12 protein-coding genes are annotated in these 12,401 nt (G+C 68.6%); 10 read left to right on the top strand and 2 right to left on the bottom strand.

What is annotated here, in order from left to right:
* The first annotated feature begins 332 nt into the window (after positions 1-332).
* From ACO2SS_RS06570 to ACO2SS_RS06615, 10 genes are all read left to right on the top strand, one after another.
* Positions 333-884, top strand: coding sequence for a SiaB family protein kinase (locus ACO2SS_RS06570; protein ID WP_423276815.1), 552 nt, complete (start codon positions 333-335; stop codon positions 882-884).
* A 15-nt stretch (positions 885-899) separates the two neighbouring features.
* Positions 900-1,289, top strand: coding sequence for a DUF1987 domain-containing protein (locus ACO2SS_RS06575; protein ID WP_423276816.1), 390 nt, complete (start codon positions 900-902; stop codon positions 1,287-1,289).
* Positions 1,286-2,131, top strand: a complete 846-nt coding sequence (locus ACO2SS_RS06580) for a GGDEF domain-containing protein (protein ID WP_423276817.1) — start codon at positions 1,286-1,288, stop codon at positions 2,129-2,131. Before ACO2SS_RS06575 ends, ACO2SS_RS06580 begins: the two co-directional genes overlap by 4 nt.
* Positions 2,128-3,789 carry a SpoIIE family protein phosphatase gene (locus ACO2SS_RS06585; RefSeq protein ID WP_423276818.1) on the top strand — a complete coding sequence of 554 codons (1,662 nt, stop codon included), beginning with the start codon at positions 2,128-2,130 and terminating at the stop codon, positions 3,787-3,789. Before ACO2SS_RS06580 ends, ACO2SS_RS06585 begins: the two co-directional genes overlap by 4 nt.
* Positions 3,790-3,859: 70 nt before the next feature.
* Positions 3,860-4,369 carry a flavin reductase family protein gene (locus ACO2SS_RS06590; RefSeq protein ID WP_423276819.1) on the top strand — a complete coding sequence of 170 codons (510 nt, stop codon included), beginning with the start codon at positions 3,860-3,862 and terminating at the stop codon, positions 4,367-4,369.
* 9 nt (positions 4,370-4,378) lie between these two features.
* Positions 4,379-4,939: a carboxymuconolactone decarboxylase family protein gene (locus tag ACO2SS_RS06595; protein ID WP_423276820.1), complete on the top strand. Its 561-nt coding sequence runs from the start codon at positions 4,379-4,381 to the stop codon at positions 4,937-4,939.
* A 270-nt stretch (positions 4,940-5,209) separates the two neighbouring features.
* Positions 5,210-5,908, top strand: coding sequence for a transglutaminase-like cysteine peptidase (locus tag ACO2SS_RS06600; protein WP_423276821.1), 699 nt, complete (start codon positions 5,210-5,212; stop codon positions 5,906-5,908).
* 157 nt (positions 5,909-6,065) lie between these two features.
* Positions 6,066-7,142: a TRAP transporter substrate-binding protein gene (locus ACO2SS_RS06605; RefSeq protein WP_423276822.1), complete on the top strand. Its 1,077-nt coding sequence runs from the start codon at positions 6,066-6,068 to the stop codon at positions 7,140-7,142.
* Positions 7,143-7,147: 5 nt separating this feature from the next.
* Positions 7,148-7,696 (top strand): TRAP transporter small permease subunit, encoded by a 549-nt coding sequence (locus ACO2SS_RS06610; protein ID WP_423276823.1) that lies wholly within the window; start codon positions 7,148-7,150, stop codon positions 7,694-7,696.
* Positions 7,686-9,011: a TRAP transporter large permease gene (locus ACO2SS_RS06615; protein ID WP_423276824.1), complete on the top strand. Its 1,326-nt coding sequence runs from the start codon at positions 7,686-7,688 to the stop codon at positions 9,009-9,011. The genes ACO2SS_RS06610 and ACO2SS_RS06615 overlap by 11 nt, the downstream gene beginning before the upstream one ends.
* A gap of 11 nt (positions 9,012-9,022) precedes the next feature.
* Here the strand turns inward: ACO2SS_RS06615 and hutH are convergent, their stop codons facing one another.
* Both hutH and hutU read right to left on the bottom strand, forming a co-directional pair.
* On the bottom strand, positions 9,023-10,555 hold the full coding sequence (gene hutH / locus ACO2SS_RS06620) for a histidine ammonia-lyase (RefSeq protein ID WP_423276825.1): 1,533 nt from the start codon (positions 10,553-10,555) through the stop codon (positions 9,023-9,025).
* Positions 10,556-10,563: 8 nt separating this feature from the next.
* Positions 10,564-12,243, bottom strand: coding sequence for a urocanate hydratase (hutU, locus tag ACO2SS_RS06625; protein WP_423276826.1), 1,680 nt, complete (start codon positions 12,241-12,243; stop codon positions 10,564-10,566).
* Between the last annotated feature and the right edge of the window lie 158 nt (positions 12,244-12,401).

The following is a 12,401-nucleotide window of genomic DNA, read 5'->3' on the forward strand; positions in this document are numbered from 1 at the left end:
GAAAAAACCAGAACACCGCGGACAACAAGTTCCCCATCCGACCGAAGCCGGGTAGGTCACCCAGAAATCCGAGGAAGCTCTCCGGCGGAAGCGCCGTGTCAGCGCCGCCGTCGATGGATGTTGATATACCTGCCTTTTCGGCGTTTGCAAGCGCCTTTTTCCGGGGGCTCCAACTTTTTTCCCGACCGCCCCGTGCCCGCCGGGGGGGGGGAGGGGGGCCGCGCGAGGACGGCGAAACCACGCTGCAGCGCGGCAAGCGGCTGGTAACTCTCAGGTGCTAGGCAGAGAGGCGGGTCCGGAGAACGCGCGGCCCATGCAGGCTGGAGAGGCCCGTGAACGTCCAGGACTTCACCTCGTTCCACCAGATCTCGCGACAGAGCGGGGTGCTTCTGTCCTTCAGCGGGGACGTGTCGGAGAACGTCCTCTTCTCCCTCGGCGAGGTGCTGAAGCGCCGGATGGTCGAGGGAGACACCGATGCCTCCGTGGCCAAGCGCGTCTTCTCCATCTTCGTCGAACAGGCCCAGAACATCATCCGCTACTCGGCCGACAAGGTGAGCAGCCCGGACGCCAAGCCTCGCGTGGTAAGCAACGGCATGCTCGTCGTGGGCATGGAGAACGACCGGTTCTTCGTCGCCTGCGGGAACGAGGTGCCGCGGGATCAGGTCGAGCCCCTGCGCGATCGGCTCTCGCGCATCGCCGGGATGAGCCCGGAGGAGCTCAAGGCCTACTACCGGGAGAAGATCCGGCAGCCGGCCGACGAGGGATCCCTCGGGGGCAGCATCGGCCTCATCGAGATCGCCCGCCGCTCGACCGCACCCGTCGAGTTCGATTTCCGCGAGGTCGGGCGGGAGCGCAGCTTCTTCTGCCTCAAGGCCTATATCTGAGGACGGACGAGAGACATGGAGCCCATCTCCATCGCGGCGACCGAACGGACGCCGGAAGTCCAGTTCGACTTCGCGCAGGGCAGCCTGCTCCTCTCCGGCGAGAGCTACCCGGAGGACGCGGCGGCCTTCTTCGGGCCGCTGCACGAGGCGATCGCGGGCCACGTCGCGGCCTCCCCTGACCGGCCCCTGACCTTCGAGCTCGCGCTCAGCTACTTCAACAGCTCCAGCGCCAAGGCCCTGATGAACATGTTCATGCTGCTCGAGGACGCGGCGGAGGCGGGCGCGTCCGTGACGATCCGCTGGCGCTATGCGGCGGACGACGACACCATCGAGGAAGCCGGCGAGGATTTCGCGGCCGACTTCCAGCATGCCCGTTTCGAGCTCGTCGCGGAGGCGCGCAGGTGAGCCGCAGCAACAACCCGGACGGCGAGCCCGTCGCCACGCCCTCCTTCAGCCTCTACGCGACCGAGGAGGCCGTCCTCGAGAAGTCCGAGGTGATGCTGAGCCGCCTCGCCGAGGTCGCGGGCGGCGTGCAGGACCTCGCGCATGCCTATCGGCGCAGCTACCGCGAGCAGCGCCGGCTCGTGCGCATCAGCGACCGCATGCAGCTCGACCTGCACAACGCCGTGCAGCGGCTGGAGGAACAGGCGCGCGAGCTCCAAGAGCTCAACGAGACGCTCTCGGCTGAGATCGCCCACCGCGTCGCGCTCGAGGCCGAACTGCGCCGCCTCGTGGAGACCGATACGCTGACCGACACGCTGTCGCGCCGCCGCTTCCTCGAACTCGCCGAGGCCGAGTGGGGCCGCCAAGCGGGCTCTCGGCTGCCGGCCTGCCTCCTGATGGTCGACCTCGACCGCTTCAAGGTCATCAACGATGCGCACGGCCATGCGGCCGGCGACAGGGCACTCGTAGGCTTCGCGCTCGCCTGTAAGGCGCAGCTTCGCCCACGGGACCTGATAGGCCGGATCGGCGGGGAGGAATTCTGCATCGTCCTGCCGGAGACGGGCGTCGCCGAGGCGTGCCGGATCGCGGAAGACATCCGGCGGGTCGTGGCTGCGATCGATCTCAGCTCGGATCGCGGCCGCGTCTCGCTCTCGGCCAGCATCGGCCTCGCCCAGGGTTGCGCCGGCGATACCCTCGAGGACGCCATGACCCGCGCCGACAAGGCGCTCTATCGCGCCAAGCATTCCGGGCGGAACCGCGTCCAGGTCTTTGCGCCGGACCGCATGGGGAGCGCCGCCGCGTGAGCGCTGCTGCGGAGGGCGAGGCGTCTCGCCCGGAGCGGGTGGCTTCTCTCCGCGGTGCCGGGCCCGCCGCCTTCGAGGGTGGCTCCGGCGGTATCGGCACGCTGCCCACGGCCGCGGCAGCCATGAACCCCGGCGCCCTGCGGGGCGCCGCCCAGGGGCGGGACCTCGACAGCCTCGCCCATACGCTGTTCCTGCGCATCTACCCGGTGATCGGGCTCGTGCTCCTGATCACCCAATGCGCGATCGCCTTCATCAATTACGAGGACACGGTCCGCATCCGCACCAACCAGGCCGCGAGCCTGGCCCGGGTCACGGCGGACACGATCGCGCGGCCCGGATGGATGTCGGACCCTTCCAGCCTGCGGGCGTTGCGGGCCGTGATGGCCGCGCCGGATGTTCGGCGCGCCGTCCTGCGCGACGGCGCCGGGCGAGTGATCGCGGCTCAGGGCGAAGAGGTCAGTCCCAAGGCCTGGGGCATGATCACGGTCGCGGCCCCGATCGCGCCTGAGGGGCAGGCGGCGCCGGAGGGCAGCCTCACGCTCTTCGTCCTGGGCGAGGATTTCCGCGGCTTCGCCCAGCACCAGGCGCTTCTCGCGATGGCGGCGATCCTCATCCTCATGCTCGCCTTCGTGGTGACGCTCCAGCTCAATGTCCGGCGCCACGTGCTCGGTCCGCTCCAGCGGCTCCTCGCCGCGATGCGCGAGGTCGAGCGGAAGAGCTGGACCCACGTCGAACTGTCAGGACGGCATCGCCCCTCGAACGAGATCGACTCCGTCTGCCTCGCCTTCAACCGGATGGTCGACGGCTTGCAATCCGGCGACGAGGCCAAGCAACTGCTGGCGCGGCTGGAAGAGACCCACGGCAAGCTCGAGCAGGCCAACCGGCTCGTCATGGAAAGCCTGGGCTATGCGCGCCGGATCCAGGGCGCGACCCTGCCCGAGGCGGGCGCGCTCGCCGGCAGCGGCCTCGAGGTCGCCGTCCTGTGGGAGCCGCTCCAGATGGTCGGCGGCGACTATTACTGGATGGAGGAGGTCGAAGGGCGCTCGATCATCATCGTGGCCGATTGCACGGGCCATGGCATCCCGGGCGCCTTCCTCAGCCTGATCGTGGCGACCGCCCTGGAGCATATCCTGCACGTGGAGAAGCTTTACGGGCCGGCCGAGATTCTGGCCGCGCTGGACGGCCGCGTGCGCACGCGGCTGCGCCAGGATGGGCGATGTGCCACCTCCGATGACGGCGTCGAATGCGGGATCTGCGTGTGGGATCGCGCCGCGGGGGAGGTGGTCTTCGCCGGTGCCGGCCTGTCTCTGACCTACAGCGAGGGCGGGGCGGCCCACCGCATCCGGGGCGCCAAGCGCGGCCTCGGCTTCGCCTCACGTCGCGCCGAAGCCCTCAATCTCGAGGAGGTGAGGATACCGGCGAATGCCGGCACCACCTTCTTCCTGATGACGGATGGCGTATCCGACCAGATGGGCAGCCCGTCCCCAGGCCAAAGGAGGCTCCTCGGCCACGCGGGATTGGGCGAGATCCTCGTCCGGCATCGCGAACTCCCCGTTGTCGACCAGATGACGGCGCTGAAGGACGATCTCGCGCGTTACCGGGGCGCGGAGAAGGCGCGGGACGACATGACGGTGGTGGCCTTCCGTCGCGCTTCGTAGCGTCTCCGCCCCGGTGCCGCGGGAGCCGGTTTCCCTCCGGATCGCGACCGGCTAGGCATTGGCGATGACGATGCTGTCCCTTCCGCTCGACCGCGAGGCGACGGACCCGAAGCTGCTTCGGCAGGCGCTGGGCCGGTTCGCGACCGGCGTCACGGTCATCACGACGCGCGCCCCGGACGGGAAATGCGAGGGCCTGACGGCGAACTCGTTCTCCGCCGTCTCGCTCGATCCGCCGCTCGTGCTGTGGAGCCTGCGCCTCGCCTCGCCCTCGCTGCCCTCGTTCAAGAGCTCGGGCGCGTTCGTGGTCAACGTCCTTTCCTCCGAGCAGAGCACGACCTCGCAGCACTTCGCCACGCCGCGCCACGACAAGTTCGAGGATGTCGCCTTCTCGGAGGGGATCGGCGGCTGCCCCATGCTGGATGGCAGCCTGGCCATCTTCGAGTGCCGCACGGAAAGCATGATCGAGGGCGGCGATCATATGATCTTCATCGGCCGGGTGATCCAGGCCCATTACCGGGAAGGCGAGCCGCTGATCTTCGCAGGCGGTCGCTATGGCACGCACACACCGCTCGAGGACTGACACCGCACGATGGCTCGCATTCCAGACATCGACCCGGACACGCTCGATTCCGAGCAGCGCCGCGTCTACGACGCCATCCTGTCGGGCCCCCGCGGCGTCGTGCAGGGGCCGCTGCGGGTATGGGTGAACAGCCCCGGCCTCGCCGAGAAGGCTCAGGAGCTCGGCGCGTTCTGCCGCTACGGCACCAGCCTTCCGCAGCGCCTGTCCGAACTCGCCATCATTGTCACCGGCGCGCATTGGCAGGCCGGCTTCGAATGGGCCGTCCACGCCCCGATCGCCATGCGGGCGGGGATCGACCCCGACGCCGTCGAGGCGATACGGACCGGAGGCGAGCCGAACCTCACGGCCGTCGACGAGCGGGCCGTCTACGCGTTTTCCTGCGAATTGTTGCGGACGCGCCGCGTGTCCGACGGCACGTTCCAACTCGCGATGGACGCTCTCGGCCAGCGGGGCGTCGTCGATCTCGTCGGGGTGCTCGGCTATTACGGCCTGATCTCGATGACCATCAACGCCTTCGAGGTGCCGCTGCCGGAGCGGGTGGAGGACCCGTTCCCGTCTCCTGCCGCCTGACGCCGCGGCATTCCCGCCGTGCGCCAGCTCACCGACGCGCGCATTCGCTCCCTCTACGTTCCCTGACGCGGGGGAGGGGGCGGAAGATGCACGCGAGGCGCCGCCGAGGAGTGATGCGCGGCAAAGTGCTGCTCGACCGCCGGACGGCGACCCTGCGATAACGGCTCGTTAACCAACGAGGCTTCAGCCTCGGTGGGTGCGCGGATGCGGCGCAGGGCCTGTGGCCTCAAGCCTGCTTCTGCGTGCTCGAACAACAAAATGGGCACGACGATGGGGGCTAATACCGCGGCCAGGCTTGCCTGGGCCGCATCCGCAGCATTGTGGCTGGCGGCGGCCTTTGCGGCGCCGCAGGGGCGGGCGGAGTCGATCGCGGCTCTGCCATCTGCACCGGTCCTGCCGGTGGGCGGCGAGGACAATCACCCCACGACGGCATGGAAGGAGTTCTGCCTCAGGCTCCCGGCCGAATGCCAGGTTGATGTTGCCGAGCCGGCCGTCATCGCGTTGACGCCGGAATCCTGGGACCTGCTGAAGCGGGTCAACCTGACGGTCAACCAGACGATCATCCAGGTCACGGACCTGGAGCATTGGGGCGTCAACGATCGCTGGGACTACCCGGACGACGGCAAGGGCGATTGCGAGGACATCCAGCTCCTAAAGCGCAAGCTCCTGGCCGAGGCAGGGCTTCCCCGGCGCGCGATGCGCATGACGGTGGTGATCGACAAACGCGATGCCGGCCACGCCGTGCTCACCGTGCGGACCGACCGCGGCGACCTCATCCTCGACAACGAGGTCGATACCATCCTGCCCTGGCACGAGACCGGCTACGAGTTCGTGAAGCGGGAGGGGGCAGACGGCCCTGCCTGGGTGGCGCTCGGCGGCGAGGGGAACCGCATCGTGGTGGCGAGCCGCTCGGTCTCGGGCGCGCCTGCGCAGAAGGAGCCTGAAGGAGAACATCCGCCGCTGCCCTGACGGCGGCGCGCGGGTCGCGTGGCCTTGCGGCTGCGCGCTGCCGTGCGACAATCAGGCATGGACCTTGCTGGAGGAGGCTCGTCGCGCCGCTCTGTGTGCGACGGTGCCGCCCCGTCCTGGGTGTCGGCACGCGCACACCCCCGGATGAGGTCTCCTGATGCTGAGACGTAACCTGATCACCGGCGCTGTCGCGGGCGCCGGCGCCGCAATCGCCATGCCGCACGTCGCGCGCGCCCAGAAATCCTTCAACTGGAAAATGACGAACGCCTACGGGCCGGGCTCCCCGTTCTATGTGACGGGGCCGGGCAGCCCGACGGATTTCTGCGCCATGGTCAAGGCGATGTCCGGTGGCCGCCTCACCATCCAGCATTTCGCGGCGGGTGAATTAATCCCGGCGCTCGAAGGTTTCGACGCGGTCTCGGCCGGCACTGTCGAGATGAATGCAGCCAACAGCTACTTCTGGGCCGGCAAGGTCCCGGCTGCACAATTCTTCACCACTGTGCCGTTCGGTCTGAACTTCCAGGGGCAGACCGCCTGGATCATGCATGGCGGCGGCCTGCAACTCTGGGAGGAGCTCTACGCGCCGTTCAACCTCGTGCCGATGCCGATGGGCAATACCGGCGTGCAGATGACGGGCTGGTTCAGGAAGCCGATCGAGAAGGTCGAGGACTTCCAGGGCCTCAAGATGCGGATCCCTGGCCTTGCCGGGAAGGTCTATGCGCAGCTCGGCGTCGACGTGAAGCTGCTCCCGGGAGGCGAGATCTTCCCGGCGCTGGAGCGCGGCGTCATCGATGCGGCGGAGTTCGTCGGCCCCTACCAGGACCGGCGGCTCGGGCTGCAGAAGGCGGCGAAGTACTACTACACGACGGGCTGGCACGAGCCGAACAACGTCACCGAGCTGGTGGTCAACAAGGCGGCCTGGGACTCGCTGCCGGAGGACCTCAAGCAGATCGTCCGCACGGCGGCCGCGGCCTGCAACACGATCAGCCACACCTGGTGCGAGGCGACCAACGCGGAGGCGCTGGACGACCTGAAGAAGCAGGGCGTCATCGCCGGACCTCTGCCGCAGCCCGTGATCGAGAAGCTGAAGACGGTCACCAAGACCGTGCTCGACGATCTCGCCAAGGATGCGAAGATCAAGAAGGTCTACGACAGCTTCACGGCCTTCAAGGCGAAGCACGATTCCTGGGCCGGCGTGTCCGAAGCCGTCTTCCAGAACCAGATCCGCGCCTGATCTTCATGCCCCACCGCCTCGAGAGGTGGGCCAGGGGCCTCGACACGATCGTCGAGGCCTCGGGCCGGATCGCGTCCTGGACCGGCCTCGCGCTGGTCCTCGTCATGGCCGCGAACGTCATCATCCGGTACGTGTTCCGCACCGGATCAGTCGCCATGCAGGAGCTCGAATGGCACCTGATGGCGCCATTGTCGCTGCTCTGCATCGCCTACGCGATCAAGCATGAGGGGCACGTCCAGGTCGACATCCTGTACGGCCGCCTCCCGCGGCGGGTCCAGGAGGCCATTGGCCTCTTCTCGGCCATCATGGCGGTGGCGCTCTGCATCATCCTGGTCCGGCTGTCCTGGCCCTACGTGATGCAGTCCTACCGCATCGGGGAGGGCTCGCCCGATCCCGGCGGCCTGCCGCATCGATGGATCCTCAAGGCGCTCATTCCGGCCGCCTTCGTCCTCCTCGGCATCCAGAGCCTCGCCGCGACCTTCCGCGCGCTCATCCCCTTCACTGGCGGTCCGCATCGGGACGTGCCGTCGACGGTCACGATCAATGCCCCTTAACGAGATCCTGGCCCTCGCCTGCATCGCCTCGTTCTTCATCCTGCTCGCGGTCGGGGTCCCGGTCGCGCTGACGCTCGCCATCTCGGGCTTCGTCTTCGGCTGGATCGGGTTCGGCTCGCTTCTGTTCAACCTCCTGCCGGCGCGCATCTATGGCGTGACGGCCAACTACACGCTGATCGCGATCCCGCTCTTCGTGTTCATGGGCGTGATGCTGGAGAAGTCGCGCATTGCCGACGAGCTGATGGAGGTGATCGGCCACGTCTCCGGCAACCTGCGCGGCGGCATGGGGATCGGCATCATCCTCGTCGGCGTGCTCATGGGTGCGACGACCGGCATCGTCGGCGCCACGATCGTCACGCTCGGGCTGCTGACGCTGCCGACGCTGCTCCGGCGCGGCTACGACAAGAGCCTCGCCTGCGGCACGATCTGCGCCTCCGGCACGCTCGGGCAGCTCATCCCGCCCTCGACGATCATCATCCTACTGGCCGACATCATGGGGCAGTCCGTCGGCACGCTTTTTGCTGCGGCCGTGCTGCCCGGCCTGCTCCTGTCGGGCATCTTCGTCGTGTGGATGCTGCTGATCGGCATCATCTGGCCAGACAAAGTCCCGCCGATCCCGGTCGACGAGAGGAATGCGCTGCCGCGGCGCGTGCTGATGGCCAAGGTCTTCAAGGTGGCCCTGCCGCCGATCGCGCTCGTTCTCGCGGTGCTGGGCTCGATCATCGGCGGGATCGCGGCCCCGACCGAGGCGGCCTCGATGGGGGCGATCGGCTCCATCCTGGTCGCGGCGCTGGCCGGCCGGCTCTCCTGGCGCACGCTCGTCGACGTGGTCCACACCTCCGCCCGGATCGTCGCCGTGATGATCTTCGTCCTGATCTGTTCGCAGGTCTTCGCGCTCGCCTTCCGCGGCCTGCAGGGGGAGCAACTCGTCCACGACGCCTTCCAGATGGTGCCGGGCGGGGCGACGGGCGGGCTCGTCTTCATGCTCGCCCTGATCTTCGTCCTCGGCTTCTTCATCGAGTGGATCGAGATCTCCTACATCGTGGTGCCGATGTTCCTGCCGATGATCGTGGCGGCGAACCTCGACCAGGTCTGGGTCGCGACCCTGATCGCCGTTGTCCTGCAGACCTCGTTCCTGACGCCACCCTTCGGCTGGGCGCTGTTCTACCTGCGCGGCGTCGCGCCACCCGAGGTCACTACGCTCGACATCTACAAGGGCGTGGTGCCCTTCATCCTGCTGCAGCTTCTCGCACTCGTGATCTGCTTCGCCTATCCCGAGATCTCGACCTGGCTGCCAAGGGCGATCGGCTGGTAGGGATTTGCCGGCTACGCGCCGGCGATCGCCGGAAGCAACAGGCCCGTCGAAGCCGCGAGTTCGCCGCTTCGGACGAGGCTCGCCGAGTTCGAGATCTCAGGGGCGAAGTATCGGTCGTCCGCGAGGTGGGGGACCGCGTTTCGCAGCAGCCCGCGTGCCGCCTCGAGCGGCGCGCTCGAGGGGAGGGGGGCGTGGAAATCGCAGCCCTGCGCGGCCGCGAGGAGCTCGATCGCGATGATCTGCGACACGTTCTCGGCCATCGGGAGGAGCCGCCGCGCGCCATGCGCCGCCATGGAGACGTGGTCCTCCTGGTTGGCCGAGGTCGGGATGGAATCGACGCTCGCGGGGAACGCCTTCTGCTTGTTCTCGGACACGAGCGCGGCGGCCGTGACCTGCGGGATCATGAAGCCGGAATTCAGCCCAGGCCTTGGCGTGAGAAACGCCGGAAGGCCCGACAGAACCGGATCGACCAGCATGGCGATCCGCCGCTCGGCGAGGGAGCCGATCTCGCATAACGCCATCGCGATCATGTCGGCCGCGAAGGCGACGGGCTCCGCATGGAAATTCCCGCCCGACAGCACCTCGCCAGTCTCCCGGAAGACGAGCGGGTTGTCGGAGACGCCGTTCGCCTCGATGGCGAGCGTGCCGGCGGCCTGGCGCAGCAGGTCGAGGCAGGCGCCCATCACCTGCGGCTGGCAGCGCAGGCAGTAGGGGTCCTGGATCCGCTCGTCGCCGGTGAGGTGGGACGCACGGATCCCGCTCCCGGCCATCAGCTCCCGCAGGGCGGCCGCGACCTCGGCCTGCCCGCGATGGCCGCGCAGGGCCTGGATCCGCGCATCGAAAGGTGTGTCGGAGCCCCTCGCCGCGTCAGTCGCGAGCGCGCCCGTGACCAGCGCCGCCTGGAAGGCGCGCTCGGCCCGGAACAGGCCCGCGAGGGCGAGCGCCGTCGAGAACTGGGTGCCGTTCAGGAGCGCAAGCCCCTCCTTCGCGCCGAGTTGCAACGGCTGCAGGCCCAGCGCCGCGAGGCCATCGGCTGCGGGCACCTGTGCCCCGTCGCTCCAGAACGCGCCATGTCCCATCAGGGCCGCGACCATGTGGGCGAGCGGCGCGAGGTCGCCCGAGGCGCCGACGGAACCCTGGGCAGGGATGACCGGCAGGATGCCGGTCTCGAGGCAGCGGGTCAGATAGGAGAGCGTGCCCCAGCGGATGCCCGAGGCGCCTTGGGCCAGGCTCGCGACCTTGAGGGCGAGCATCAGCCGGGTGGCGTCGACGTCGACCGGCTCGCCGATTCCTGCCGCATGGGACAGCACGATGTTGCGCTGGAGGGTTTCGAGGTCCTCGCGGCCGATGCGGACGCTGGCGAGTTTCCCGAACCCGGTATTCACGCCGTAGACAGGCTCGCCTTTCTCGACGATCGCAGCGATCACCGAAGCGGAGGCCTCGACCGCCTCGCGGCAGCTCTCGTCGAGCCGCACCTCGGCGCCGAAATAGATGTCGCGCCAGGCGGAGAGGGGCACCGACCCGGGCTGAAGGACGACCGGCATCTCCCGCCTCAGCCTTGGAGGCTCGGCAGGTTGAGGCCGTGCTCGCGGGCGCAGTCCACTGCCTCCTGATAGCCGGCATCGGCGTGCCGCATGACGCCGGTCGCCGGATCGTTCCAGAGTACGCGCTCGATCCGCCTCGCCGCCTCCGGCGTGCCGTCGCAGACGATCACCATGCCGGAATGCTGCGAGAAGCCCATCCCGACACCACCGCCATGGTGCAGGGACACCCAGGTGGCGCCGGACGCGCAGTTCAGGAGCGCATTGAGCAGCGGCCAGTCGGAGACGGCGTCCGAGCCGTCCTTCATGGCTTCGGTCTCGCGGTTGGGTGAGGCGACCGAGCCGGAATCGAGGTGGTCGCGGCCGATCACGATCGGTGCCTTGAGCTCGCCTTTTGCCACCATCTCGTTGAAGGCGAGGCCGAGCCGGTGACGGTCGCCGAGCCCCACCCAGCAGATACGGGCGGGCAGGCCCTGGAACTTGATCCGCTCCTTGGCCATGTCGAGCCAGTTATGCAGGTGCGTGGCGCCGGGCATAAGCTCCTTCACCTTCTGGTCGGTGCGGTAGATGTCTTCCGGATCGCCCGATAGCGCGGCCCAGCGGAACGGCCCGACTCCGCGGCAGAAGAGCGGGCGGATATAGGCCGGCACGAAGCCCGGGAAGTCGAAGGCATCCGCCACGCCCTCCTCGAGCGCCATCTGGCGGATGTTGTTGCCGTAATCGACGGTCGGCACGCCCATGCGGTGGAAGTCGAGCATGGCGCGGACATGCTCCGCCATTGAGCGCTTGGCGGCCTTGGTGACGCCGGACGGATCGCGCTCGCGCGCCTCCTCCCATTGGGCGAGGGTCCAGCCCTTCGGCAGGTAGCCGTTCACCGGGTCGTGCGCCGAAGTCTGGTCGGTGACGCAATCCGGCCGCACGCCGCGGCGGACGAGCTCGGGCAGGATCTCGGCGGCGTTGCCGAGGAGCGCGACCGAGATCGGCTTCTTCGCCGCGCAGCTCCGCTCGACGATGGCGAGCGCGTCGTCGAGGTCGCGCGCCTGCACGTCGACATAGCCGGTCCGCAGCCGCATCTCGATGCGGCTCGCCTGGCACTCGATCGCGAGGCAGGAGGCGCCGGCCATGGTGGCGGCGAGCGGCTGCGCGCCGCCCATGCCGCCGAGCCCGGCGGTCAGGATCCAGCGGCCGGCGAGGCTGCCGCCATAATGTCGGCGGCCCATCTCGACGAAGGTCTCGTAGGTGCCCTGAACGATGCCCTGGCTGCCGATGTAGATCCAGGAGCCGGCCGTCATCTGGCCGTACATCATGAGCCCCTTGCGATCGAGCTCGTTGAAGTGGTCCCAGGTGGCCCAGTGCGGCACGAGGTTCGAGTTCGCGATCAGCACGCGCGGTGCGTCCGGGTGCGTGCGGAACACGCCGACCGGCTTGCCCGACTGGACCAGCAGCGTCTCGTCGGATTCCAGCTGCTTCAGCGCCGCGACGATGCGGTCGAAGCTCGCCCAGTCGCGCGCGGCCCGGCCGATGCCGCCATAGACGACGAGCTCGCCCGGACGCTCGGCGACATCCGGGTCGAGATTGTTCATTAGCATCCGGAGCGGGGCTTCGGTGAGCCAGCTCCTGGCATCGAGCTCGGGCCCATGCTTCGCCCGGATCACGCGTGCATTGTCGAGACGGTTCGGGACGCTGGACACGGGTCTGTCTCACGAGAAGAGGCGATTGCCTCTGGGTCTATTGGCTGCCCACGGGCCCTGCAAGCGGACCCCCGGGCGATCGCTCACCGGCCTTGTCGGAACGCGGGCGGAGGCAGCCCGTTTCGTCCTCACCCCAACCCTTTCGCTTCTGCAGGACA

Origin of the sequence: Enterovirga sp. CN4-39 (assembly GCF_049446235.1) — a bacterium.
Classification (GTDB): domain Bacteria; phylum Pseudomonadota; class Alphaproteobacteria; order Rhizobiales; family Beijerinckiaceae; genus Enterovirga.

What these genes read in the sequence shown, in the direction of transcription:
- ACO2SS_RS06575 (WP_423276816.1), top strand. Translation starts at nt 900, where the DNA reads ATGGAGCCCATCTCCATCGCGGCGACCGAACGGACGCCGGAAGTCCAG.
- ACO2SS_RS06590 (WP_423276819.1), top strand. Translation starts at nt 3,860, where the DNA reads ATGCTGTCCCTTCCGCTCGACCGCGAGGCGACGGACCCGAAGCTGCTT.
- ACO2SS_RS06595 (WP_423276820.1), top strand. Translation starts at nt 4,379, where the DNA reads ATGGCTCGCATTCCAGACATCGACCCGGACACGCTCGATTCCGAGCAG.
- ACO2SS_RS06600 (WP_423276821.1), top strand. Translation starts at nt 5,210, where the DNA reads ATGGGGGCTAATACCGCGGCCAGGCTTGCCTGGGCCGCATCCGCAGCA.
- ACO2SS_RS06605 (WP_423276822.1), top strand. Translation starts at nt 6,066, where the DNA reads ATGCTGAGACGTAACCTGATCACCGGCGCTGTCGCGGGCGCCGGCGCC.
- ACO2SS_RS06610 (WP_423276823.1), top strand. Translation starts at nt 7,148, where the DNA reads ATGCCCCACCGCCTCGAGAGGTGGGCCAGGGGCCTCGACACGATCGTC.
- ACO2SS_RS06615 (WP_423276824.1), top strand. Translation starts at nt 7,686, where the DNA reads ATGCCCCTTAACGAGATCCTGGCCCTCGCCTGCATCGCCTCGTTCTTC.
- hutH (WP_423276825.1), bottom strand. Translation starts at nt 10,555, where the DNA reads ATGCCGGTCGTCCTTCAGCCCGGGTCGGTGCCCCTCTCCGCCTGGCGC.